Source organism: Zobellia uliginosa, assembly GCF_018860745.1.
Lineage (GTDB): Bacteria > Bacteroidota > Bacteroidia > Flavobacteriales > Flavobacteriaceae > Zobellia > Zobellia uliginosa_B.
On the sequence record NZ_JAHKPY010000003.1, the window covers coordinates 651,334 to 675,114 of the forward strand.

General features: G+C 36.7%; 25 protein-coding genes. 17 read left to right on the plus strand and 8 right to left on the minus strand.

Annotated features, from left to right (window positions below; all coding sequences use genetic code 11):
* Nucleotides 1-23 precede the first annotated feature (23 nt).
* Together KO521_RS06510 and KO521_RS06515 are read left to right on the plus strand one after the other, a co-directional pair.
* Nucleotides 24-503 carry an Lrp/AsnC family transcriptional regulator gene (locus KO521_RS06510; protein WP_013995861.1) on the plus strand — a complete coding sequence of 160 codons (480 nt, stop codon included), beginning with the start codon at nt 24-26 and terminating at the stop codon, nt 501-503.
* Between the two features lie 72 nt (nt 504-575).
* A complete protein-coding gene (locus tag KO521_RS06515) occupies nt 576-1,091 on the plus strand; it encodes a DinB family protein (protein WP_215939093.1) in 516 nt (171 codons plus the stop codon).
* 28 nt (nt 1,092-1,119) lie between these two features.
* Here KO521_RS06515 and KO521_RS06520 read toward each other — a convergent pair whose 3' ends face one another.
* Nucleotides 1,120-1,440: a hypothetical protein gene (locus KO521_RS06520; protein WP_215939094.1), complete on the minus strand. Its 321-nt coding sequence runs from the start codon at nt 1,438-1,440 to the stop codon at nt 1,120-1,122.
* 131 nt (nt 1,441-1,571) lie between these two features.
* Nucleotides 1,572-2,636: a 3-dehydroquinate synthase gene (gene aroB / locus KO521_RS06525; protein WP_215939095.1), complete on the minus strand. Its 1,065-nt coding sequence runs from the start codon at nt 2,634-2,636 to the stop codon at nt 1,572-1,574.
* A 126-nt stretch (nt 2,637-2,762) separates the two neighbouring features.
* Between aroB and KO521_RS06530 the strand changes: the two genes are divergently transcribed.
* Complete coding sequence (locus tag KO521_RS06530) at nt 2,763-3,932, plus strand: proline dehydrogenase family protein (protein ID WP_215939096.1); 1,170 nt, start codon at nt 2,763-2,765, stop codon at nt 3,930-3,932.
* A 34-nt stretch (nt 3,933-3,966) separates the two neighbouring features.
* Here the strand turns inward: KO521_RS06530 and KO521_RS06535 are convergent, their stop codons facing one another.
* The 6 genes from KO521_RS06535 to KO521_RS06560 all read right to left on the minus strand — a co-directional run bounded on the left by KO521_RS06535 (nt 3,967) and on the right by KO521_RS06560 (nt 8,955).
* Entirely contained in the window at nt 3,967-4,347 is a 381-nt protein-coding gene (locus KO521_RS06535) for a DUF4258 domain-containing protein (protein WP_215939097.1), read from the minus strand.
* A 147-nt stretch (nt 4,348-4,494) separates the two neighbouring features.
* Nucleotides 4,495-5,694: an alanine dehydrogenase gene (locus tag KO521_RS06540; RefSeq protein WP_215939098.1), complete on the minus strand. Its 1,200-nt coding sequence runs from the start codon at nt 5,692-5,694 to the stop codon at nt 4,495-4,497.
* A 109-nt stretch (nt 5,695-5,803) separates the two neighbouring features.
* A complete protein-coding gene (locus tag KO521_RS06545) occupies nt 5,804-6,481 on the minus strand; it encodes a hypothetical protein (RefSeq protein ID WP_215939099.1) in 678 nt (225 codons plus the stop codon).
* 91 nt (nt 6,482-6,572) lie between these two features.
* Nucleotides 6,573-6,806, minus strand: coding sequence for a hypothetical protein (locus tag KO521_RS06550; protein ID WP_215939100.1), 234 nt, complete (start codon nt 6,804-6,806; stop codon nt 6,573-6,575).
* A 180-nt stretch (nt 6,807-6,986) separates the two neighbouring features.
* Nucleotides 6,987-7,400: a tRNA (adenosine(37)-N6)-threonylcarbamoyltransferase complex ATPase subunit type 1 TsaE gene (gene tsaE / locus KO521_RS06555; RefSeq protein ID WP_215939101.1), complete on the minus strand. Its 414-nt coding sequence runs from the start codon at nt 7,398-7,400 to the stop codon at nt 6,987-6,989.
* A 13-nt stretch (nt 7,401-7,413) separates the two neighbouring features.
* Nucleotides 7,414-8,955 (minus strand): bifunctional response regulator/alkaline phosphatase family protein, encoded by a 1,542-nt coding sequence (locus tag KO521_RS06560; RefSeq protein ID WP_215939102.1) that lies wholly within the window; start codon nt 8,953-8,955, stop codon nt 7,414-7,416.
* A gap of 144 nt (nt 8,956-9,099) precedes the next feature.
* Here KO521_RS06560 and KO521_RS06565 point away from each other — a divergent pair, with 144 nt between their 5' ends.
* The 14 genes from KO521_RS06565 to hisC all read left to right on the plus strand — a co-directional run bounded on the left by KO521_RS06565 (nt 9,100) and on the right by hisC (nt 23,766).
* The gene (locus KO521_RS06565; protein WP_215939103.1) at nt 9,100-10,329 is read left to right on the plus strand and encodes an HD domain-containing protein; all 1,230 of its coding nucleotides are present in this window, start codon (nt 9,100-9,102) and stop codon (nt 10,327-10,329) included.
* Nucleotides 10,330-10,352: 23 nt separating this feature from the next.
* Nucleotides 10,353-11,402 (plus strand): UDP-3-O-(3-hydroxymyristoyl)glucosamine N-acyltransferase, encoded by a 1,050-nt coding sequence (lpxD, locus tag KO521_RS06570; RefSeq protein WP_215939104.1) that lies wholly within the window; start codon nt 10,353-10,355, stop codon nt 11,400-11,402.
* The gene (locus KO521_RS06575; protein WP_215939105.1) at nt 11,383-12,768 is read left to right on the plus strand and encodes a bifunctional UDP-3-O-[3-hydroxymyristoyl] N-acetylglucosamine deacetylase/3-hydroxyacyl-ACP dehydratase; all 1,386 of its coding nucleotides are present in this window, start codon (nt 11,383-11,385) and stop codon (nt 12,766-12,768) included. The genes lpxD and KO521_RS06575 overlap by 20 nt, the downstream gene beginning before the upstream one ends.
* A 1-nt stretch (nt 12,769) precedes the next feature.
* Nucleotides 12,770-13,555, plus strand: coding sequence for an acyl-ACP--UDP-N-acetylglucosamine O-acyltransferase (lpxA, locus tag KO521_RS06580; protein ID WP_215939106.1), 786 nt, complete (start codon nt 12,770-12,772; stop codon nt 13,553-13,555).
* An 83-nt stretch (nt 13,556-13,638) separates the two neighbouring features.
* On the plus strand, nt 13,639-14,202 hold the full coding sequence (efp, locus tag KO521_RS06585; RefSeq protein WP_215939107.1) for an elongation factor P: 564 nt from the start codon (nt 13,639-13,641) through the stop codon (nt 14,200-14,202).
* A gap of 59 nt (nt 14,203-14,261) precedes the next feature.
* Complete coding sequence (locus tag KO521_RS06590) at nt 14,262-15,194, plus strand: UDP-3-O-(3-hydroxymyristoyl)glucosamine N-acyltransferase (RefSeq protein WP_215939108.1); 933 nt, start codon at nt 14,262-14,264, stop codon at nt 15,192-15,194.
* Between the two features lie 70 nt (nt 15,195-15,264).
* Nucleotides 15,265-16,137: a succinate--CoA ligase subunit alpha gene (gene sucD / locus KO521_RS06595; protein ID WP_215939109.1), complete on the plus strand. Its 873-nt coding sequence runs from the start codon at nt 15,265-15,267 to the stop codon at nt 16,135-16,137.
* Between the two features lie 116 nt (nt 16,138-16,253).
* The gene (gene fabG / locus KO521_RS06600) at nt 16,254-17,000 is read left to right on the plus strand and encodes a 3-oxoacyl-[acyl-carrier-protein] reductase (protein ID WP_215939110.1); all 747 of its coding nucleotides are present in this window, start codon (nt 16,254-16,256) and stop codon (nt 16,998-17,000) included.
* A gap of 66 nt (nt 17,001-17,066) precedes the next feature.
* Complete coding sequence (locus KO521_RS06605; protein WP_215939111.1) at nt 17,067-19,094, plus strand: VWA domain-containing protein; 2,028 nt, start codon at nt 17,067-17,069, stop codon at nt 19,092-19,094.
* Nucleotides 19,095-19,104: 10 nt separating this feature from the next.
* Entirely contained in the window at nt 19,105-19,920 is an 816-nt protein-coding gene (locus tag KO521_RS06610) for a prohibitin family protein (RefSeq protein WP_215939112.1), read from the plus strand.
* 203 nt (nt 19,921-20,123) lie between these two features.
* The gene (hisG, locus tag KO521_RS06615) at nt 20,124-20,981 is read left to right on the plus strand and encodes an ATP phosphoribosyltransferase (protein ID WP_215939113.1); all 858 of its coding nucleotides are present in this window, start codon (nt 20,124-20,126) and stop codon (nt 20,979-20,981) included.
* A gap of 9 nt (nt 20,982-20,990) precedes the next feature.
* Complete coding sequence (locus KO521_RS06620) at nt 20,991-21,428, plus strand: GNAT family N-acetyltransferase (RefSeq protein ID WP_215939114.1); 438 nt, start codon at nt 20,991-20,993, stop codon at nt 21,426-21,428.
* A 6-nt stretch (nt 21,429-21,434) separates the two neighbouring features.
* On the plus strand, nt 21,435-22,724 hold the full coding sequence (gene hisD, locus KO521_RS06625; RefSeq protein ID WP_215939115.1) for a histidinol dehydrogenase: 1,290 nt from the start codon (nt 21,435-21,437) through the stop codon (nt 22,722-22,724).
* Nucleotides 22,717-23,766, plus strand: coding sequence for a histidinol-phosphate transaminase (gene hisC, locus KO521_RS06630; RefSeq protein ID WP_215939116.1), 1,050 nt, complete (start codon nt 22,717-22,719; stop codon nt 23,764-23,766). The genes hisD and hisC overlap by 8 nt, the downstream gene beginning before the upstream one ends.
* The last annotated feature ends 15 nt before the right edge of the window (nt 23,767-23,781 follow it).

Below are 23,781 nucleotides of genomic sequence, written 5' to 3' on the forward strand. Positions count from 1 at the left end.
TTTTGCCCAAAACACGACCAAATATGGGAAAAGTAAAATTAGACGAGATAGATCACCAGATTCTGGATATGTTAATTGATAACACCAGAACTCCATTTACCGATATAGCTAAAAAGCTTTTGATTTCTGCAGGAACAGTTCACGTTCGTGTTAAGAAAATGGAAGAAGCAGGTATAATAAAAGGGTCTTCTCTTACATTGGATTATGTAAAACTTGGATATGCATTTATAGCTTACGTTGGTATATTTTTAGAAAAAACGCATCAAACCAAATTTGTTTTAGAGCGTTTGGAGCAAATACCAAATGTAACCGTCGCTCATATTACTACAGGAAAATTCAATATTTTCTGTAAAATTAGAGCAAAGGATACCAATCATGCTAAAAACATTATTTTTAGAATAGATGATATTGATGGAATTAGCCGTACGGAAACAATGATTTCATTGGAAGAAAGCATTAATGATAAGAAGAGGTTAATGCATACGATTTTTAACGAATTGTAAATTTGACTTTTAAACAATTATTTAAATTCCCGGGTAGTTTCTTCTACTTGGGAATTTTTTATTTTAGAGCTTATGAGAACTTCAGAATTGAATATAGCCCCACCCGTTCCATTTTATAAAACCTACATAGATGTACTGGGCGAAGTAGATTTGTTAGAGATGCTGGAACGACAACTTCAGAATTTTCCAAATTTCATTGAAAGCATCCCTAGTAGCAAACTGTCTCATGCGTATCAATCAGATAAGTGGACCATAGCCGAAGTCCTATTACATATTATTGATTCTGAAAGGGTTTTTCAATACCGTTCTTTACGATTTTCAAGAGGTGATAAAACGCCTTTGCCGGGCTTTGAACAAGACTTGTACGCTCCTAGTTCTAAGGCGGAAAAACGCACAAAAGAAAGTATAATAGAAGAATACAGGGCCGTAAGGCAATCCACCATAGCACTCTATAAGAGTTTTGATACAGATACTCTACAGAATGAAGGAATAGCCAGTAATTTATCCTGGAATGTTGCTACTTTAGGTTTTGTTATTTGTGGACACCAAAAGTACCATCGCAATATATTGCGAGAGCGATATCTTTAGTAAAGCTTAACTATATGGTCAACCTTGTTTAGTCTTGGTCTTCAGCCTTGAAATCTGACTCGCCATCTAAATCATAATTTTGGTTTTCCGTATCTACGGGTAAAGTTACTTTTTCAAGTTCCTTTTCGATATTCTCTTCAAAATTGGCAATAAAATTAGAAAGGCTCTTGCTTATCTTGACAAGGTAGATCGTGTCTTTTGTTTTTAGCTCAACGGCCTCAACTGTTTCGCCTTTTAAGTTTTTAAAAACAATGATGTCATCGTCTCCGTAGCCATCAGAATATGTTTCTATTAACAAAGCTCCAAGTTCACGGTCTAACTTTTTGTAATCAACTAATTTACGTAACATAGTAGGTTGGTTTTGTTCCCGTTAGTTTCGGGTAGGTTATTGATTTGGGTTATAAATCTGTACCTAAACTATGTCTTTTTTGCCACGGTTTCTTCAAAGAGTTGTCAAACTAGAGGAATTAGTATATGTAACTATTGTTCAGCGTAGTAAGCAAAAGCATCTTTATACAATTCATGGGGAATAGTAATATCAATTTCCGGTTTCCCGATTGCTGAAATAAGTACGAAATTAATGTTACCGTGAGAATTCTTTTTATCAAATTTCAATAAAGATAATATACTGGTAATGTCTTCGCTGGAAAAACTAACCTTATCATAATGGGAAAGAAAAGTAGCTTTTATATCCGCTAATTCTTCATAGGATAGGCCAAGGAGTTCTTTGGATAAATAGGCCTCTAGAATCATGCCTATACCAATGGCCTCACCATGCAGTAAGGTCTTGTGTACTTTGCTTTCCAGGAAATAGGACTCAATAGCATGACCTAAAGTGTGACCGTAGTTTAATATTTTCCGTAAATGTTGTTCCGTGGGGTCCTGTAACACAACTTCGTTCTTTATAACTACGGAATCATAAATCAAATCATCAATATTTAAGAAATCGGTTACTTTTTTAAGGTTCTCCCAATAATTTTTATTTTGAATAAGTCCATGTTTCAGCATCTCCGCAAAACCACTTTTTAATTGTCGTTCTTCCAGTGTTTTTAAAAAACCGGTAACTATCAGTACCATTTCCGGTTGGTTGATGACGCCAATTTGATTTTTAAGTGGGCCAAGGTCCACTCCGGTTTTTCCTCCAACTGAAGCATCAACCATAGAAAGGAGGGTAGTTGGCACATTAATAAAGTCTATACCCCTTTTAAAGGTTGAAGCTACAAATCCTCCTAAATCAGTCAAAACACCTCCACCTAGATTAATGACAAGGCTTTTTCGGTCGCCATCAAGTTCTGATAAAGCGCTCCAAACCCCCGTGCAGGTATCAATATTTTTGTTCTCTTCCCCAGATTCTATTTCTATAATCTCAAAATCATAATCTCCTTGTATCTGCGCCATAAATATCGGTAAACAGTTTTCATGGGTGTTTTCGTCTACTAAGATGAAGATTTTAGAATAGGTTTTGTTTGAAAGGTGAGCATTTAACGCATCGTACGCTCTTTGATTAAAATGTACTGCGTAAGAAGATGATGATATAGATTGCATTAATAATTTTTTTATTTCGCCTATGCGGGATATTTTTTACGGACTGGTTCACAAAATAAAGCATATTTTTTATCTAAAGAATACAATTTCTGTCTTTATATTTGGTGCAGCTAGAAATCACTGTAAATGAAACAAATTTTTGAAGATACTGCAACCGCTTTTGCATTGAAAACCGACTCTGAGCTTGAACGTGCTTATTTCTTGTTCCGAATGATCGCAAATGAGCCTCTTGTAAGAATAGGAACCGCAATGACAAATTTTGCTATAAAAGCACATCTCCCTGTTGAAGGTTTGATAAGGGCTACCGTCTTTGACCACTTTTGCGGAGGTGTAAATGAGAGGGATTGTATGCCTGTAGTTGATAAAATGTACACTAAAAATGTGTGCTCTGTTTTGGATTATTCGGTGGAGGGAAAAGATACGGAAGATCCTTTTGATGATGCCATGGAAATGATTTTGAAAGTGTTGGATTTCGTAAAGGAAAAAGACGCTATTCCCTTTGCCGTTTTTAAACCTACGGGTTATGGTAGATTCGCTCTTTTTCAAAAGCTCAATGAAGGAAAATCCTTAACGGCTAAAGAAGAAGAAGAATGGCAAAGAGTTGTAGCCAGATTTGATAAGACTTGTAAAAAGGCGCATGATTTAGATGTTTCGTTGCTTATTGATGCGGAAGAGAGCTGGATGCAGGATGCGGCGGATCAATTGGTGGAAGAAATGATGCGTAAATATAATAAGGAAAAAGCAGTAGTATTCAATACGCTGCAGATGTACCGGTGGGATCGGTTGGATTATTTAAAAGAGCTGCAGAAGCGTGCCAATAAAGATGGATTCAGAATTGGAATGAAAGTAGTGCGCGGAGCGTACATGGAGAAAGAAAATGAAAGAGCTGAGGAAAAAGGGTATAAATCCCCTATTTGTGCTTCAAAACAAGAAACCGATGATAATTTTGATAATGCCGTAGCCTATATACTGAATCATCTGGATACTGTTTCAATCTTTGCCGGCACGCACAATGAAGATAGTTCATATAAATTGATGCGTCTTTTGGCAGAGAAAGGTATTGCCAATAATGATAACCGTGTATGGTTTGGGCAATTGTATGGCATGAGTGATCATATCTCTTTTAACCTTGCGGCCAAAGAATATAATGTAGCCAAATATCTTCCATTTGGCCCTGTACGTGATGTAATGCCTTATTTGATTCGTCGCGCAGAGGAAAATACATCGGTAGCAGGTCAAACCACAAGAGAATTGTCTTTGCTGAAAAAAGAAAGACAGCGAAGAAAAATAGTGTAAAATCTTTTTAGCCCCAGAATTTTAGTTTGGGTGTTTAAAATGAAATAGATTCTAGTAGTGCTTTTTCTTGACAGTTTCTCACCTTAAGTGTAGCTTCCTTCTCCTTAATAGAGCCTTCTATGATGTAGGTTTTGCATGGGGAGGTTTTGGTTTGGCTACTAGAAAAATCTACCTCACCATTTCTTAGAATATTAATAATATCTACTGTATCCAGTTTCTTTTCAGAAAAAAGTCTACTTACGTCTTCAGAATAGGACATAGGTTTTGAGCGGATGTCCTTTAATGTTCTGCAGTTCGGAAAATAGCAAAAAGAAACCCCTGTTTCCTCAGATTTTTTCTTGAAAAAGAACGTTAAAAAAACAATTCCGATAGAAAGTCCTATAAGATAAAAGCCTAAACGTTTTAAGAAATCCATTAGCGTTATTTGCTGATTTTAATGTTTTGGAATTTTCATTTCAGCGGATTTTTCTTAAAGTAGATAAGTCCGTTCAAAACGATTGCAAAAATAGGGATAAACAGTCTATTTATAGTCAGGAAGTAAAATTGTTATTAGAGGAAATTCTTAAAAAATAAGAAAATTAATGTCACTATACTGCAAATCAAACCATTCGCCTACAGATTTGTTGGTCAGTATTCCGTGATACATGTATAGTCCGTTTCGCAAACCTTTGTCAAACCGAAGTGAATTCTCTAACCCCCCATTTTCACCTAATTCCAATAAGTAGGGAGTAAAAATATTACTAATAGAAAGAGTGGCTGTTTTTGGATAACGAGAAGGAATATTCGGAACCCCGTAGTGGATTACCCCAAATTTTTCGCAGGTAGGTTTATTATGCGTAGTAACGGTGCTAGTTTCAAAACATCCCCCCATATCTATACTTACATCAATTATTACCGCACCTTTTTTCATGTGCTCTACCATGCCGCTAGTTACAACTACTGGCGATCGGTCTTTTCCGCGGGTAGCGCCAATAGCTACATCACAACGCTTTAAAGATTTTAAAAGGTTTTTAGGTTGAATAGTGGAAGTGTAAACCGTTTGTCTTAAGTTAGACTGTATGCTGCGAAGTTTTGAAATGGAATTATCAAAAATCTTAACATTAGCTCCAAGTCCAATGGCGGAACGAGCCGCAAATTCACCAACAGTTCCTGCTCCAATAATTACTACTTCAACGGGCGGTACACCACTAATATTACCGAACATGAGTCCGTTGCCATCATTGGTGGCCGCCATAATTTCAGAGGCGATCAGAACAGAAGATATTCCTGCAATTTCACTTAAAGAACGAACGGCAGGGTATTTGCCATCTTCATCTCGGATATATTCAAAAGCAATAGCGGTAATTCGTTTCTTGGCCATTTTTTCAAAATAGGCCTTGTTTTGTGTTTTTATCTGTAAAGCCGAAATGATAGTTGTTTGCGGATTCATCATTTCAATCTCCGAAAGGGTAGGGGGTTCTACCTTTAAAAGTAAAGGACAGGAAAAAACCTTTTTAGTATCTCTGGTTATTTCACCTCCGGCATTCGTATATTCTAAATCCGTATAATGAGCTCCCTCTCCAGCTCCCGCTTCAATTAGTACGCGGTGACCGTTAGAGGTTATGGCGTTAACAGCATCCGGAGTAAGGCAAACTCGTTGCTCTTGATATTGATTTTCTTTTGGGATGCCTATAAAAAGCTCACCCTTTTGTCGGAGAATTTCCAAGGTTTCCTCTTGTGGAAGCAACTGATGTTTGCTAAAAGGAGAAGAAGGTTGGTTCATAGTTATTACATCTAATCGTACGATACGCGATTAATAGTAAAAATACGACATTTTGTTGAACTTTAGATGATACAGCATTTTGCTACATCATAAAACAAGGAGGCTGAAATTAAAATTTTAAGTGTAACCAGTTAGTGAGCCTATGTTGAAACTGTTTTATAGTAGATTCAATATTATGGGTAGACAATTTCGTTTCAATTTTATCGGACATAGATTGGTATCCTTTGGGCTTATTGGAAGTTTCTGAAGAAATAAATTTATCTAGTTTTTTGTCCTTAGATCTGTCTGCCTGCTTTTTCTTTAAAGCCGCTAACTCCGCCTCCATCGCTTCTAAATCAATACCATTAACATGTTTATCATATAATTTGATTCGGATGAAATAAACAATAGGTACCACAATCATACAAAATGGAAGTAGCCAAAGTATATTTTCGGAGTCGATATATTTATCATCCGAAATAACACCCTCGAAGATTTGGAAAGCATACATCAAAGCTGGGATTAAAATAATGTGATACCACCAGTGTTTGCAAGTTAAGAACCAGATTAATAAAAGGTATAGAGGAACGACCTTGCCTAATAAAAACCAGACATAAACATTAATATTTGGAAATCCGTTTTTAGTAATAATGATTCCCAAAAAATTTATCACTGCATCGGGGTCACTTGAAACATACTCATGTAATTTAAAAATAAAAGGAGATATTAATACTAAGAATGCTATAAACGATTCAATTAATATCCTCTTCTTGATTTTAAGTCGAGTCTCTTTCGATTCTTCGGTCATTTGGCCTTAATTATCATTTATTCGATAAGTTGCTAACGAAAAAAAGGACAATTTATGATTGTCCTTTTAAAATTAAATAAACATTTTGGATTTATTTTCTTCTGCTATCTCCGTTTATTAATTGAGTTTTGTCAACACTTCTTCTGTTATCACCATTGATCAATTGCGTTTTGTCAACACTTCTTCTTCTTTTGTCACCATTAATTAACTGTGTTTTGTCGACACCTTCATCATATAAAGAATCATTTGAAGCAACATCGCTAGATTCGCAGGAAACAGTTAACAGGGCAACACATGCCAAAAGGCCAAATACTAAGTTTTTCATTTTTAGGGGTTTTAAATAAAGATTATTTAGTTATTTAGTCAAAAGTAGGAAAAAAAACTTTCGAAAGTACGTTTTTAAACGTTAATAAGGAGCTTTTTGTCCGATAAATGCTACAAGTTAACTAAATTAACAAGTTTTGTACAATAATCTGAATTTCCGATAAAAAAAATAAACATACCATTATAAATCCATTTTGATACGTCTTGTCTGCATGTCTATAATTTCTATGTGTATGTTCGTACTGTGTTCTGGCAGAAAGGATTCAATTTTATTAGGCCATTCAATAAAAATCCAAGCATCTTGGTTTAGATAATCTTCAAAACCCATGTCTAATGCCTCCATTTCATCATTTAATCTATAAAAATCAAAATGAAAGGCTATTAGATCTCCTTTTTCATTGTCGTATTCATTCACAATTCCAAATGTTGGGCTATTTCCTGGCGCTGTAACGCCTAAATTTTTTACAATTGCTTTTATTAGTGTGGTTTTCCCTGCTCCCATGGCCGCATGGAAAAGTAGGGTTTTATGCGGAGCTTTTTCAATTACCTTTTTGGCAACTTTATCAATCTCATTTTCTGTATAAGTAATATTCATAAATCAGCAAGTACTATTTTGGCGATAAAACTATGAAAGGAATAATCATTTCTTCAAGAGATACCCCACCATGTTGGTAGGTATTCCTGTAATAGCTAACATAGTGATTGTAATTGTTGGGATAGGCAAAAAACAAGTCATTTTTAGCAAATATAAATGAGCTACTCATATTTATACGTGGTAAATGAATATGTGCAGGGTCTTTGGCGGCTAGAACATCTTTGTCTTCGTAAGTAAGGCTTCTGCCGGTTTTATAACGCAGGTTGAGGCTGGTTTCTTTATCGCCAATGACCTTGGAGGGTTGTTTTACGTTGATTGTGCCATGGTCTGTGGTGATAATCAGTTTCATTCCCATTTGTTGTGCCTGCTGAATTATCTCTAATAAAGGAGAGTTCTTGAACCAACTCTGGGTTAATGATCGATAGGCTTTGTCGTTACTTGCTAGTTCTTTAATGACTTCCATTTCTGTTTTTGAGTGTGAAATCATGTCTACAAAGTTGTAAACGAGTACCGTAAGATCATTATCTTTTTGCGACTTAAAATTTTGTGAAAGATTTTTGCCTTGTTTTAGGGTGCTTATTTTATGGTACTCCCATTTAATGTTCAGGGCTAATCGTTTAATTTGCTCTCTTAGAAAGTCGGCTTCATGAAGGTTTTTGCCTCCTTCATCAGTGTCATTTTTCCACCACTGTGGATATTTCCTTTCCATGGCCATTGGGGTGAGTCCAGAAAATATTGCATTACGGGCATACTGTGTGGCTGTTGGTAAAATACTAAAATAAGATTCCTCCTTGTTTTTTTTGTAAAAAGAACTTACCGAATCTTCAAACGCATACCATTGATCGTATCTTAAGTTGTCAATAACCAGAAGTAGTGTAGGGCCGTCCTTCAACTCTGGTTTTACTAATTCTTTGAATAAGGTATGTGAAAGTACAGGCCCGTTGCCTTCAAACCAGCTTTCGTAATTTCGTTCTACGAATTTTCCAAAATGGTTATTAGCTTCGGCTTTTTGAGACTCCAGAATTTCAAACATACTACTATCTTCAATATCTTCTAAGCGTAGTTCCCAATATATAAGACGCTTATAAAGATCAACCCATTCTTCAACTGTGTTTACCATGGATAGGTCCATGGCAATTTTTCTAAATTCTTGTTGATAGTTGGATGTGGTTTTTTCTGAAACTAAACGTGAATGATCTAAGTTCTTTTTTAGGGATAGAAGAATTTGGTTAGGATTAACAGGTTTAATTAGGTAATCTGCTATTTTAGAGCCAATAGCTTCCTCCATTATAAATTCTTCTTCACTTTTGGTAATCATAACTACAGGAATTGATGAATCTAACACTTTAATTTCGGCTAAAGTTTCCAAACCTGATATACCGGGCATGTTTTCATCTAAAAAAATTATATCAACCCTGGATTTTTGCAGCTCTTCTATGGCTTCTTGTCCACTTTGGCAGGTGATGACATCGTATCCCTTTCCTTGTAAAAATATAATATGTGGTTTGAGTAGGTCAATTTCGTCATCTACCCATAAAATACTGATTTTGCTCATGTAAAAATTGTGTTACCTCAATTTGAAAACGGTAAAGATGGTCTTTACAAAAAAAGTGGACTATCAAAAAATCAATTTACCGCGTCTATTACTTTGTCTTTTGCCTAACTTTACCATCGTGAACATTGCAAAGCAACCCTCATTTTGATAAACTCTAGGAAACTTAAAATCTTTAATGATCCAATTTACGGATTTATTACTATTCCCAACGGACTAATATTTGACTTGATCGGTCATCCCTATTTTCAGAGATTGCGAAGAATATCTCAAATGGGCTTGTCTTATTTGGTATATCCGGGGGCTCATCATACCCGTTTTCATCATGCTTTGGGGTCCATGCATTTAATGCAGAAAGCGCTGCAGGTATTGAAGTACAAGGGTGTTGAGATTAACAAGAAAGAGGAAGAGGGGCTCTATATTGCTATACTTTTACATGATATTGGCCACGGTCCATTCTCTCATGCTATGGAACATAGTATTGTAGAAAGCACGGATCACGAATACATTTCCCTACAGTTTATGCAGGCTTTAAATGAAATTTTTAAGGGAAAATTAACGCTTGCTATATCAATTTTCAAAGGTCAATATGAAAAACGATTCTTAAATCAGTTAGTCTCTAGTCAACTAGATATGGACCGTTTGGATTATCTTAAAAGGGATAGTTTCTATACAGGCGTAGCTGAAGGGAATATAAATTCAGAACGTTTAATTACCATGCTAAATGTGGTTGACGGTAACCTAGTGGTGGAAGAAAAAGGAATTTATTCCGTAGAAAAATTCTTGATGGCTCGCAGATTCATGTATTGGCAGGTGTACTTGCATAAGACAGGCATTGTAGCTGAACAATTATTGATACGTATTCTTAAGCGTGCTAAGGAAATCATGCATGAAGGCAAGGTTATTGTTTGTAGTGATGCGCTTAGGTTTTTTATGGAGAACCGGGTAGAAAAGGAAAATTTCGACCAGAAAATTTTAAACACTTTTTCTAAGTTAGATGATGTAGATGTTTTAGCTGCTATAAAATTGTGGCAAGAACATGATGATTTTGTGTTATCTAACTTGTGTGAAATGCTTCTTAATCGTCATTTTTTAAAGGTTAAACTAAAAAATAGTTCTATTGATAGGTCGCTTCTTGAAAAACATGCAAAACGGGTAAAGGAAAAATATAAACTAACAGATCAGGAAACATCCTATTTTGTTTTTGAAGGAAAGATAGAGAACAAGGCTTATGACCGCCATCATCAGAACATCAATATATTAAGGAAGAATAAAAAGCTTATAGACGTTGCACGAGCGTCTGATCAGCTAAATTTGAAAGCCCTTTCTAAAACAGTTACAAAATATTATATCTGCTATCCCAAAGATTCTGTTTAACTATTTTTCTTACTTTTGTGCCCATGGTATTTACAGCAGGTCAAATTGCAGGTATTTTAGAAGGTGAACTAGAAGGAAATCCGGAGGTTACCGTTCACAAATTGGCCAAGATAGAGGAGGGCGAGAAAGGCGCTTTGACTTTTTTGGCCAACCCCAAATATACTTCCCATATTTATTCCACTAAAGCTTCCATTACAATAGTTAATAAGGATTTTGTTCCAGAGCATAAGCTTGAGACTATACTAATTAAAGTAGAGGATGCTTATGAGGCTTTTTCAAAAATATTGGAATTCTACAATCAGGTTAAGAACAACAAGATAGGTATAGAGGAACCGGTGTTTAAATCGGAATCCGCAACTTATGGTACCGATTTTTATCTGGGAGCCTTTTCTTATTTAGGTAATAATGTAAAGATCGGTAACAATGTAAAAATACACCCCAATGTATATGTCGGTGATAATGTTTCTATTGCGGATAACGTTACCATTTTTGCTGGTGCTAAAGTTTATTCGGAAACTATTATCGGCAATAATTGTGTTATTAATAGTGGAGTAGTCATAGGTGCTGATGGATTTGGGTTTAGTCCCGATAAAAATGGAGAGTACCAAAAAGTACCGCAGACCGGCAACGTTATCCTGGAGGATAATGTAGACGTGGGAGCTGGCACCACTATAGACAGGGCTACTTTGGGTTCTACTATTTTACGTAGAGGTGTAAAATTGGATAATCAAATTCAAATTGCGCACAATGTAGAAATTGGAGAACATACTGTAATAGCGGCACAAACCGGAATTGCAGGTTCAACCAAGATAGGAAGGCGTTGTATGATTGGCGGTCAAGTTGGTATCGTCGGTCACATAACTATTGGAGACAATGTAAAGATACAGGCTCAATCAGGAATAGGCCGTAATATAAAGAGTAACGAAGTATTACAGGGGTCTCCAGCCTTAAACTATGGAGATTATAATAAGTCATACGTTTACTTCAAGAATTTACCGAAGATTTTAAATCGAATTGACGAACTGGAAAAAAACTACAGCGATCAATACAAGAATGAAACAGAGAACCATTAAGAAAGAGGTTATTCTAAAGGGCGTTGGTCTTCATACCGGTGCCGAGGTAACCATGAAATTTGTTCCCGCACCAGAAAACCACGGGTACGCATTTAAGAGAGTAGACCTAGAAGGAGAACCGATTATTGAGGCTGATGCCAAATATGTAATCAATACTCAGAGAGGTACTAATTTAGAAAAGAGAGGAGTTAAAATCCAGACTTCAGAGCATGTTTTGGCTGCTTTTGTTGGGTTGGAAATAGACAACGTTCTTATAGAACTAGATGCTCCAGAACCTCCGATTATGGACGGTTCTTCTAAATATTTCGTAGAAGCATTAGAAACTGCTGGCGTCGTTGAACAAGAAGCGGAGCGTGAAGAGTACATTGTAAAGGATGTTATTAGCTATAAGGATGAAGCTACAGGTAGCGAAATAACCGTTATACCTTCAGACGAGTATCAGGTAACTACAATGGTAGATTTTGGTACCAAAGTTTTGGGAACTCAAAATGCGACTTTGGAACGGGTGTCCGATTTCAAGAATGAAATTTCCGAAGCACGTACGTTTAGTTTTCTTCATGAGCTTGAAATGCTTTTGGAAAACGGACTCATTAAAGGAGGGGATCTTAATAATGCCATTGTTTACGTGGATAAAGAGATTTCAGAAGAAACCATGCAGAAGCTGGAAAAGGCCTTCAACAAAAAGAAGCTAACAGTTAAGCCAAACGGAATTCTAGATAACCTTACTTTGCACCAGCCAAATGAGGCCGCCCGTCATAAGTTACTTGACGTAATTGGAGATGTTGCTTTGGCCGGCACACGCATTAGAGGTAAGATAATTGCCAATAAGCCAGGTCATTATGTAAACACTCAGTTTGCTAAAAAACTGGCTAATATTATAAAATTAGAGAAACGAAATAAAGTTCCTCAATATGATTTGAACCAACCGCCTTTGATGGATATCCATCAAATTATGGATGTATTGCCTCATAGACCTCCGTTTTTGTTGATCGATCGTATTTTAGAATTATCGGATACGCACGTAGTGGGAATGAAAAACGTAACGATGAATGAGAATTTCTTTGTTGGTCATTTTCCCGGATCACCAGTTATGCCAGGTGTCTTACAAGTTGAGGCGATGGCTCAAACAGGAGGTATTCTAGTATTGAGTACGGTTCCTGACCCAGAAAATTACTTGACTTTCTTTATGAAAATGGACAACGTTAAGTTTAAACAGAAAGTACTCCCAGGCGATACGTTAACATTTCACTGTAGTCTTATAACACCTATAAGAAGAGGTATTTGTCATATGCAAGCTTATGCTTACGCAAATAACAAGTTGGTATGTGAAGCAGAATTAATGGCGCAAATAGCTAAAAAGAAATAGAATGAATCAACCCCTTGCCTATATACACCCAGGCGCAAAAATTGCTAAAAATGTTGTGGTAGAACCTTTTACCACAATTCATAACAACGTAACCATAGGTGATGGCACTTGGATCGGTTCTAACGTAACTATAATGGAAGGTGCTCGTATCGGTAAAAATTGTAATATTTTTCCTGGTGCCGTAATTTCAGCTCCGCCCCAGGATCTAAAATATAATGGCGAAGATACTATTGTGACTATCGGTAATAACACTACTATTAGAGAGTGTGCTACTATTCATAAAGGTACTTCTGATAGAAATAAAACGGTAATTGGAGAGAATTGTTTAATTATGGCATATTGTCATATAGCTCACGATTGTATTGTAGGGGATAATTGTATCTTTTCAAACAATTCTACACTAGCGGGCCATGTTACCATTGGAGATAACGTTATTCTGGCAGGCTTGGTGGCGGTGCATCAATTTGTGTCAGTGGGTCAACATGCCTTTGTTACGGGTGGGTCATTGGTAAGAAAAGATGTACCTCCCTTCGTGAAGGCTGCCCGTGAACCTTTATCCTACGTAGGAATCAATTCTGTAGGTTTGCGTAGACGTGGTTTTTCTTCGGAAAAAATCCGTGAAATACAGAATATTTATCGCATTTTATATCAAAAGCACTATAACAATTCACAAGCAACTCAAATTATAGAAGCTGAAATGGAAGCCACTCCTGAAAGGGATGAGATTCTTCAATTTATTCGTGATTCCCAACGTGGAATAATGAAAGGGTATTTCAGCAATAATTAATCATAGATTTTAGAAAGGAAACCAATCTCGATTTTGAGTTGGGTATTCACAAAAAAATCAATCAATAAAATAGTAGATCACAAATGGCATCAACATCAGATATTAGAAAAGGACTTTGCATTCGTTACAATAATGATATTTACAAAATCATTGAGTTTTTACACGTTAAACCGGGTAAAGGTCCTGCTTTTGTTCGTACCAAATTAAAAAGTGTTTCCACTGGTAAAGTATTGGATAACACATTTTCTGCAGGACATAAAATTGAAGATGTGCGCGTTGAAACTCGCTCATATCAGTTTTTATACCCTGAAGGTGAAACTTTTCACTTTATGAACACGGATGATTATAACCAAATCACACTTCAGGAAAGTTCTCTTGATGCTCCAGGATTATTGAAGGAAGGTGAAGTTGTGAAAATCCTTTTCAATACGGAAGACAGCATGCCATTATCTGTGGAAATGCCTGCTAGTGTTGTATTAGAGGTTACCTATACAGAGCCTGGAGTAAAAGGTAATACGGCAACTAATGCAACTAAGCCTGCAAAAGTTGAAACAGGAGCAGAAGTAAATGTTCCTTTGTTCATTAATGAAGGTGATAAAATTAAGGTAGAGACCGAAAAAGGAACCTATATGGAACGTGTTAAGTAGTAGTAACTTATTTAACTGGTTATATAATTTTTTAAAGTAATAATTCATATTCTGTTCCATTGAAATTTCCACAACCACAAAATCTAAAAACAATTGCCGGATTAATCAACTGTGATTATGTTGGTGCAGATGATTTTCAGGTGTTGGGTATGAACGAGATTCATGTGGTACAAAAGGGTGATATTGTTTTTGTAGACCATCCTAAATACTATGATAAAGCACTGGCTTCAAAAGCAACAATTGTGCTAATTAATAAAAAAGTAGAATGTCCAGAAGGAAAGGCGTTACTGATTTCTGATGATCCTTTTCGCGATTTTAATAAACTTTCGGTTCATTTTAGACCGTTTGAAAGAGCAGCTAGTGCAGTTGCGATTTCTGCAGAAATAGGGGAGGGATCTGTAATACAGCCTAATGCTTTTATAGGCAATAATGTAAAAATCGGGAAGAACTGCCTAATTCATGCAAATGTCTGTTTGTATGATAATTGTATAATTGGAGATAATGTTATCGTTCACTCCGGTTCTGTTCTAGGTGGAGATGCTTTTTATTATAAAAATCGTCCAGAAGGTTTTGATAAACTCATTTCTTGTGGTCGTGTTGTAATTGAAGACCATGTTGAAATTGGCGCGCTTTGCACTATAGACAAAGGAGTTACCGGAGATACAACCATTAAGAAAGGAACCAAGTTGGATAATCAAGTACATGTTGGGCATGACACTGTAATAGGTGAAAAATGCTTGATTGCATCGCAAACCGGTATTGCGGGGTGTGTAATAATAGAAGATGAAGTAACGTTGTGGGGCCAAGTAGGCACCAATAGCGGAATTACAATAGGAAAGAAAGCGGTAATCATGGGCCAAACTGGAGTAACTAAGTCCGTTGTGGGCGGTAAGAGTTATTTTGGCACACCCATTGAAGAATCACGTGAAAAGCTAAAACAATTGGCTTATGTGAAGAAAATTCCATTCATTCTTAAAAAATTAAAAGAATAATATGCCGTCTGAGTTCAGATTTCATTTGTAAACCTATATTTTTGTCACATTAAAATAAACTAGAGAGTATATGAGCGTTTTAGTCAATAAAGATTCCAAGATAATAGTTCAGGGCTTTACAGGTAGTGAAGGTACTTTTCACGCAGAACAAATGATCGAGTACGGAACCAACGTTGTTGGTGGTGTAACACCGGGTAAAGGTGGTCAAGAACATTTGGGAAGACCTGTTTTTAATACAGTAGAAGAAGCTGTGGAAAAAGTTGGAGCAGATACTACGATAATTTTCGTACCACCGGCTTTTGCCGCTGATGCTATTATGGAAGCCGCTAGTGCAGGTATTAAGGTAATTATTACTATTACTGAAGGTATACCTGTTGCCGATATGGTGAAGGCATCAAATTATATTGAACATATGGATTGCCGTTTGGTAGGTCCTAATTGTCCTGGTGTAATTACTCCAGGAGAGGCTAAAGTAGGTATCATGCCTGGTTTTGTGTTCAAAAAAGGAAACGTTGGTATCGTATCTAAGTCAGGTACATTAACTTATGAGGCTGCGGACCAAGTAGTACGTCAAGGTTTAGGAATTACAACGGCTATCGGTATTGGTGGTGATCCAATTATAGGTACTACTACAAAAGAAGCTGTTGAGCTTTTGATTAATGACCCAGAAACGAATTGTGTTGTTATGATCGGTGAAATAGGTGGTCAATTAGAAGCGGATGCTGCTAAATGGTACAAAGAAAGTGGAAGTAAGAAACCGATTGTAGGTTTTATTGCGGGTGAAACTGCTCCCGCAGGTAGAACCATGGGCCACGCTGGTGCTATTGTAGGAGGAAGCGATGATACGGCTCAAGCTAAAAAGAAAATCATGAGAGAACACGGAATACACGTGGTAGATTCTCCAGCAGAGATTGGCTTGAAAGTTAAAGAAGTCATGGGTTAATTCCCTTACGGATATATGAATCCCGTTTTCGATATTTCGGAAACGGGATTTTTTTATAGCCGTTTTATGAAACAAAACTTATATTTGAAGTAGAACAAAGCAAATCTATTTAGAACATGAAATTGTTAGAAGGGAAAAACGCGATTATTACAGGGGCCAGTAGAGGAATAGGAACTGGTATCGCAAGAGTTTTCGCTGAAAACGGAGCTAATGTAGCTTTTACATATAGCTCTAGCGAAGCACCGGCATTAGAACTTGAAAAAGAACTAACGGCGTTAGGCATAAAAGCGAAGGCTTACAAAAGTAATGCTGCAAGTTTTGAAGCTGCGGAAAAACTGGTTGCCGCTGTTCTTCAAGATTTTGGAGGTATAGATATTCTGATTAACAATGCGGGTATTACTAAAGATAATTTGCTTATGCGTATGTCAGAGGCTGATTTTGATAGCGTTATAGAAATTAACTTAAAATCTGTTTTCAATATGACCAAAGCGGTTCAGCGTACCATGTTGAAACAAAGAAAAGGAAGTATTGTAAATATGAGTAGTGTGGTTGGTGTTAAAGGTAATGCAGGACAGACCAACTATGCGGCTTCTAAAGCGGGTATGATTGGTTTTACTAAATCTGTTGCTTTGGAGCTAGGCTCAAGAAATATTAGATGTAATGCCGTAGCACCAGGTTTTATTGAAACTGAAATGACCGGTAGATTAGATGAAAAAGTAGTACAAGGTTGGAGAGATGGTATTCCTCTTAAAAGAGGTGGTTCTCCAGAAGATATTGCAAATGTCTGTCTTTTCTTTGCTTCGGACTTATCTGCCTATGTTACGGGTCAGGTACTGAACGTAGATGGTGGCATGCTTACATAAGATATATATTCCCGGAAGGTCGTTAATGCTCTTCCGGGCAGTATAGCTTCAAAAGAAACTTCCTTAATGAATACCCAGACGATTCTATTTATAATCTTAGCCGCAATTGTTTCGTTGGTGCTGGTGTTGTTTCAATATTTTTATAAAAATAAACGTAAAGGTAAGCTCTACATTGCGTTGGCATTTTTGCGTTTTATTGCTTTTTTCTGCGGATTCCTACTTCTTATTAATCCAAAATTCACCAAAAACGAGTATACCACTGAGAAAGTTAATTTGTTGGTGTTGACGGATAATTCTTCTTCTGTAGCTTATTCCAAATCAACTATAGAAAAGACAGTAGAGAGTCTTAAGCAGAGAAATGAACTAAAAGAGCGTTTTTCAATTTCGGAATATAATTTTGGAACAACTTTAAAGGGTAATGACAGCCTGACTTTTACCGAAAAAAATACGAATATTTCAAAAGCATTATCGGCATTAAAAGAAGTGTATTCTTCTACCAATTCTGCTGTCGTACTAATTTCCGATGGAAACCAAACATTAGGGCGCGATTATGATTTTCAGAGCGAACAACAGCAATTTCCTGTGTACCCCGTTGCTGTAGGTGATACTACCCGTTATGAAGATATGGCCATTTCTCAAGTAAATACAAATAGATACGCCTTCCTAGAGAACAAATATCCCGTAGAAATATATGTTTCGTACACAGGAAATGAGAAAACAAGTGTTCCTGTGCAGGTCTCATTAGATGGTAAGACCGTTTTTAGGCAAACACTGTCATTTTCTAATACGAATTCGAGTGAGGTTGTGCATACGCTTCTTGACGCGAATACTGTTGGGGCTAGAAATCTTCAGATTTCTGTTGGGGAACTTAAAAATGAACGAAATGTAGCGAACAATAAACGAACGGTAGTTGTAGAGGTTATAGATGAGAAAACGAATATAGCCTTGGTTTCTAGTCTGCTGCATCCGGATATCGGAGCTTTAAAAAAATCCATAGAAAGCAATGGCCAGCGCTCAGTTTCAATTCTAAAGCCTAATGGTAAAGCTAATACATGGGAGGATGTAGATCTTTTTGTTCTATATCAGCCCAATGGGTCATTTAAAGACTTGTTTGATTATATTGAGAAAAAACAGGCCAATACATTTACGATTACAGGTCCAAAAACGGATTGGAACTTCCTGAACAAGGTACAAAAAGAATACACCAAGAATAGTTATAATCAAGAAGAAGAGGTCTTCCCAGTTCTAAATAAGGGCTTTGGACTTTTTGGTAGCGGAGATTTCTTTGTAGATGATTTTCCGCCACTTCATAGTAGTTTGGGAGATATAGTATTGCATGGTAAGAATGATGTATTGTTGACTCAACGAATAAAAGGTATTGATTTAAATCAGCCACTATTATCTGTGTTTGAAAGAGGAAAAAAAAGAGATGCAGTACTGTTTGGGGAGAATATCTGGAAGTGGCGTATGCAGGCGTACAGAAATTTACAGAGTTTTAAGAATTTTGATGACCTTATGGGTAAGCTGGTTTTATATTTGGCCACAAATAAATCTAGACAAAGACTCACTTTGGACTATGAAAATATTTACGCAGGTAGTAGCAAAACTAGAATTTCCGCGACTTACTTTGACAAAGCATTTGTTTTTGATTCAAATGCTGAAATAGTACTTAAGCTAAAAAATGTAAAGACAAATGCAGTTGTAGAAATACCCATGTTATTGAAAGGGAACTACTATGAGGCAGATCTAAAAAATTTACCAGCTGGGACATATGATTTTACTGCAACAGTAAAAAAAGATAACTTATCTAAGTCGGGAAGTTTTACTATTTTGGATTTTGATGTAGAAAAACAGTTCTTGGCTACGGATGACAAAAAGTTGAAACGGTTGGCTGAGAATACGGGCGGACGCTTGTTTTACCCTGATGAGAATGAGGATTTAATAGCAGCATTATCAAATGACAAACGCTTTTTGCCTACTCAGAAAAACAAGCAAAATGTCGTATCTTTGATAGATTTCAGACTTGTGTTAGGACTAATGGTTATCGCCCTAGCTATAGAATGGTTTTTGAGAAAATATAATGGATTAATATAAATTAAAATAAATGGACAAATTACCCAAGATTGCATTACCAGTAATATTCGTTTTTATAGTTGTCATCATCTTGATTTCAAAATCTGCCGTTACCATAGGTTCTGGTGAGGCCGGTGTGCTTTATAAAACTTTTGGAGGTGGTGTTGTAACTGATGAGCCACCTTTGGGCGAAGGTTTTCATGTAGTCGCGCCTTGGAACAAGGTTTTCGTTTATGAAGTAAGGCAACAAGAAGTACTTGAGCAAATGAACGTTTTGTCAAGTAATGGTCTGGATATTAAATTGGAAGCATCTGCATGGTTTGAACCCATCCGTAGTGACTTAGGAAAGTTGCATCAAGAAAAAGGAGAGGCTTATGTTCAGCGGGTATTGCTGCCAACAATACGATCGGCAGCTCGTTCGGTAGTTGGGCGTTACACACCGGAACAATTATATTCAAGTAAAAGAGATGCCATTCAGCAAGAGATATTTGACGAGACTCAAAAAATTGTGTCAGGTCAATATATTCAATTGAATGAAATATTGGTAAGAGATGTTACATTACCACCAACCATTAAAGATGCTATTGAGCGTAAATTAAAACAAGAGCAAGAGTCTTTAGAGTATGAGTTTAGACTGGTTACCGCTAAAAAGGAGGCGGAAAAAGTAACCATTGAAGCTCAAGGTAAGGCAGATGCGAACAAAATTTTGAGTGCATCTCTAACAGACAAGATTCTGCAGGACAAAGGTATCGATGCAACGTTGAAGCTGGCGCAGTCTGCAAATGCTAAAGTTGTAGTTGTTGGTAGTGGTGAATCAGGATTACCTTTAATATTGGGAAATAACTAAAATAAATTTGGTCGATTAAAATTTAGTTTTAATTTTACGCTTGTAATGAAAAACATAACTACACATCATCATTTCCATATTCACGCTCAGGCGAGGTAGGAATGTATTGTAGTAGTGCAACATATTTAAAAACCCGTTTGAGCAATCAAACGGGTTTTACTTTTAGAGCTCTTTTGATGGCTTGAACATAACCAAAGAAGAAAATGACAAAAATTAGAATTGCTATTCAGAAATCAGGTCGGTTAAATGAAGATTCACTTCAAATCTTAAAAGATTGCGGTGTTTCTATTGATAATGGAAAAGATCAATTAAAAGCCTCTTCAAGAAACTTTCCGTTAGAAGCGTTTTATCTTCGTAACGGAGATATTCCACAGTATTTAAGAGACGGTGTGGTTGACATTGCTATTATAGGCGAAAACGTGTTAATTGAGAAAGGTGAAGATATTGGAATAGCTGAAAAATTAGGTTTTTCAAAGTGCAAGGTGTCTTTGGCCGTACCTAAATCAGTGAAATATAAATCGGTTCAAGATTTTGAAGGTAAGCGTATTGCTACTTCATACCCAAATACGGTTAAAAAGTATTTAAAGGAAAAAGGAGTAAACTCAGATTTACACATCATTAATGGTTCTGTGGAAATTGCGCCAAACATTGGTTTAGCAGATGGTATTTGCGATATTGTTTCCAGTGGTAGTACACTTTTCAAAAATAACTTGAAAGAAGTTGAAGTAATGCTGACCAGTGAAGCTGTTTTAGCGGTTTCTCCTAAAATATCCGAAGAAAGAAAGGAGCTCTTAAGTAAACTTCAGTTTAGAATAAAATCAGTTCTCCAGGCACGTCAATCAAAATATGTTCTTTTAAATGCACCTAATGACAGACTGGATAAAGTATTAACACTGTTACCAGGAATGAGAAGCCCAACAGTTTTGCCATTGGCAGAAGAAGGTTGGAGCTCTGTTCACACGGTAATCAACAAGGACAAATTCTGGGATGTTATAGATGAGCTCAAACAAGCTGGAGCAGAAGGTATTCTGGTTTGCCCGATCGAAAAGATGGTACTTTAGTTTTCAGCGATGGAGGGCGAATTGATACTGGAACTGATTCCTTATGAAAAAATGGAGTCGATTCTACCTTTGGTCTATGATTTAAATGAAGGTAAGCTTTCAAAAGAGGTATTGCAAACCCGGTTGGAATCAATGAAGGCTATGGGCGGTTATGAATGTCTCGGGGTATATGATAATGAAAACCTAATTGCTTGTTGTGGTGTTTGGTTTTTACATAAGTTGTATAAAGGCAAACATATTGAGCTTGATAATGTGTTTGTAAATGAAAAATACCGTAGTAGAGGAGTAGGTAAACTCATGATGGATTGGCTCGTAGATTATGCAAAAACTAAGGATTGTAATAGTCTTGAACTCAATGCTTATGTAGCAAACGAAAAGGGAGTAAAGTTTTGGAAACGTCATAATTTTGTTCCTTTAGGATATCATATGATCAAGAATTTAGAGTAAGAAACGATGAAAAAAATATATAATCCTAATAAATCGGATTGGAGCTCGGTATTGGAGCGCCCAACACAAACGGTTGCGGATATAGAAGAGACCGTTGAGGCAATTTTTAGAGAAGTGCAAAGCAATGGTAATGCCACTATAAAAAAGTACACTGAGCAGTTTGATGGTGTTTCACTTGAAAATTTAATAGTTTCTGAGCAAGAAATAGTAGAGGCCGAAAGCTTAGTTTCTCAGGAGCTAAAGGATGCTATTCAATTGGCGAAAAATAATATTGAGGTTTTTCATAAAGCGCAGAAAACGGACAAAGTTACTGTGGAAACTGCGAATGGTGTGCAATGCTGGCAAGAAAAAAGACCCATACAAAAAGTAGGGCTTTATATTCCCGGTGGTACGGCACCTTTATTTTCTACAATCTTAATGCTTGCTGTGCCCGCTACCATTGCAGGTTGTGAAGAATTGGTATTGTGTTCGCCTCCAAATAAAGAAGGGAAAATCAACCCAGCTATTCTATATACCGCAAATTTATGTGGCGTTAAGAAAATCTTTAAAGTAGGCGGTATTCAGGCAATTGCCGCTATGACATTCGGAACGGAGACTATTCCTGAAGTTTATAAAATATTTGGTCCAGGTAACCAATACGTAACGGTTGCCAAGCAGATTGCAACTAAATATGGAATTTCAATAGATATGCCGGCGGGACCTAGTGAATTGTTGGTTTTGGCAGATGATTCCGCAAACCCAGCTTTTGTAGCTTCAGATTTGTTGAGCCAGGCGGAGCACGGTGTTGATAGTCAGGTGATTTTGGTATCTACTTCTAAATCTATGATTGATGTTGTGGAAAGCGAAGTTGAGGCACAGCTTCAAAAGTTACCTAGAAAAGAGATTGCAGAGAAAGCTATCGCCAATAGTAAGCTGATATATGTTGAGAATGACCAAACGGCAAATGACCTTATAAATGAATATGGCCCTGAGCACTATATTATTTGTGCGGAAAATGCGGGTTTCTTTATCGATAACGTTAAAAATGCAGGTTCTGTTTTCATAGGCAACTACACTCCTGAAAGTGCAGGTGATTATGCCTCAGGAACGAATCATACGTTGCCTACCAATGGTTACGCCAAGCAGTATAGTGGTGTAAACCTAGATAGTTTTATGAAGAGTATGACGTTTCAGAAAATCAGTGAAACGGGTATTCAAGAAATCGGAAATGCCATTGAAATTATGGCAGAAGCCGAAGGGCTTCAAGCACACAAAAATGCAGTGACACTCCGACTCAACAGTTTGAAAAATGAATAAGCAGTTCAATATACAAAATCTCATCAGAGAGAACGTAAAAGGCTTGAATCCTTATAGTTCTGCTCGGGATGAGTACGTTTCAGATGGTTCCGAGATGGTGTTTTTAGACGCGAATGAAAATCCGTATGAGAATGGAGTAAATCGGTATCCTGACCCGCAGCAAAGAGGTTTAAAGTCGGTTTTAGCGGAACAGAAAGATATTTCGGCCGACAATATTCTTTTGGGGAATGGAAGTGATGAAGTATTGGATTTAATTTTCAGGACGTTTTGCGAACCTAAAATTGATAATATAATTTCTTTACCTCCAACTTATGGCATGTACAAAGTATTGTCTGGGATTAATACGGTAGAGAATAGGGAAGTGCTTTTGACCGAAAATTTCCAACCAGATGTTGAAGCTATTTTAAATACGGTTGATGAGCATTCAAAGCTGTTATTTTTATGCTCTCCAAACAATCCTACCGGGAATATATTTCGTGAAGATATTATGGTTAATTTGTTGAATAAATTCAATGGTTTGGTGGTTATTGATGAGGCATATATAGATTTTGCAGAAAGCGAAAGCTGGGTCTCTAGATTGTCCGAATTTCCAAATTTAGTGGTGACACAAACGCTTTCCAAAGCATACGGAATGGCCGGTATTCGCTTGGGAATTTGTATGGCATCCAAAGAAATTATAGCAGCACTCAACAAAATCAAACCACCATATAACGTCAATGAACTCACGCAGCAAAAAGCTTTAGAACGGGTTCTTGACGTACAGTCTGTAAAAAGCGAAGTATCCAGTATATTAAATGAAAGAGAGCAATTACTTAAAGTATTGCGTGAAGTATCATTTGTAGAGAAAATATATGCTTCTGATGCCAATTTTGTGCTGGCTAAAGTAGATGATGCCAATAAACGATATAGCCAAGTATTGGCAGAAGGAGTGGTAGTTCGGAATCGAACAACGCAACCCCTTTGTGAGAATACATTACGTTTTACCGTGGGTACGCCAACGGAAAATAAAAAATTAATAGAAGTGCTGAATAAACTGACCTAAACTCAAAGTTCAAGA

Excerpts from the sequence above, each read along its gene's own strand:
- KO521_RS06510 (WP_013995861.1), top strand. The coding sequence starts at position 24 with ATGGGAAAAGTAAAATTAGACGAGATAGATCACCAGATTCTGGATATG.
- KO521_RS06515 (WP_215939093.1), top strand. The coding sequence starts at position 576 with ATGAGAACTTCAGAATTGAATATAGCCCCACCCGTTCCATTTTATAAA.
- KO521_RS06520 (WP_215939094.1), bottom strand. The coding sequence starts at position 1,440 with ATGTTACGTAAATTAGTTGATTACAAAAAGTTAGACCGTGAACTTGGA.
- aroB (WP_215939095.1), bottom strand. The coding sequence starts at position 2,636 with ATGCAATCTATATCATCATCTTCTTACGCAGTACATTTTAATCAAAGA.
- KO521_RS06530 (WP_215939096.1), top strand. The coding sequence starts at position 2,763 with ATGAAACAAATTTTTGAAGATACTGCAACCGCTTTTGCATTGAAAACC.
- KO521_RS06535 (WP_215939097.1), bottom strand. The coding sequence starts at position 4,347 with ATGGATTTCTTAAAACGTTTAGGCTTTTATCTTATAGGACTTTCTATC.
- KO521_RS06540 (WP_215939098.1), bottom strand. The coding sequence starts at position 5,694 with ATGAACCAACCTTCTTCTCCTTTTAGCAAACATCAGTTGCTTCCACAA.
- KO521_RS06545 (WP_215939099.1), bottom strand. The coding sequence starts at position 6,481 with ATGACCGAAGAATCGAAAGAGACTCGACTTAAAATCAAGAAGAGGATA.
- KO521_RS06550 (WP_215939100.1), bottom strand. The coding sequence starts at position 6,806 with ATGAAAAACTTAGTATTTGGCCTTTTGGCATGTGTTGCCCTGTTAACT.
- tsaE (WP_215939101.1), bottom strand. The coding sequence starts at position 7,400 with ATGAATATTACTTATACAGAAAATGAGATTGATAAAGTTGCCAAAAAG.
- KO521_RS06560 (WP_215939102.1), bottom strand. The coding sequence starts at position 8,955 with ATGAGCAAAATCAGTATTTTATGGGTAGATGACGAAATTGACCTACTC.
- lpxD (WP_215939104.1), top strand. The coding sequence starts at position 10,353 with ATGGTATTTACAGCAGGTCAAATTGCAGGTATTTTAGAAGGTGAACTA.
- KO521_RS06575 (WP_215939105.1), top strand. The coding sequence starts at position 11,383 with ATGAAACAGAGAACCATTAAGAAAGAGGTTATTCTAAAGGGCGTTGGT.
- lpxA (WP_215939106.1), top strand. The coding sequence starts at position 12,770 with ATGAATCAACCCCTTGCCTATATACACCCAGGCGCAAAAATTGCTAAA.
- efp (WP_215939107.1), top strand. The coding sequence starts at position 13,639 with ATGGCATCAACATCAGATATTAGAAAAGGACTTTGCATTCGTTACAAT.
- sucD (WP_215939109.1), top strand. The coding sequence starts at position 15,265 with ATGAGCGTTTTAGTCAATAAAGATTCCAAGATAATAGTTCAGGGCTTT.
- fabG (WP_215939110.1), top strand. The coding sequence starts at position 16,254 with ATGAAATTGTTAGAAGGGAAAAACGCGATTATTACAGGGGCCAGTAGA.
- KO521_RS06605 (WP_215939111.1), top strand. The coding sequence starts at position 17,067 with ATGAATACCCAGACGATTCTATTTATAATCTTAGCCGCAATTGTTTCG.
- KO521_RS06610 (WP_215939112.1), top strand. The coding sequence starts at position 19,105 with ATGGACAAATTACCCAAGATTGCATTACCAGTAATATTCGTTTTTATA.
- hisG (WP_215939113.1), top strand. The coding sequence starts at position 20,124 with ATGACAAAAATTAGAATTGCTATTCAGAAATCAGGTCGGTTAAATGAA.
- KO521_RS06620 (WP_215939114.1), top strand. The coding sequence starts at position 20,991 with ATGGAGGGCGAATTGATACTGGAACTGATTCCTTATGAAAAAATGGAG.
- hisD (WP_215939115.1), top strand. The coding sequence starts at position 21,435 with ATGAAAAAAATATATAATCCTAATAAATCGGATTGGAGCTCGGTATTG.
- hisC (WP_215939116.1), top strand. The coding sequence starts at position 22,717 with ATGAATAAGCAGTTCAATATACAAAATCTCATCAGAGAGAACGTAAAA.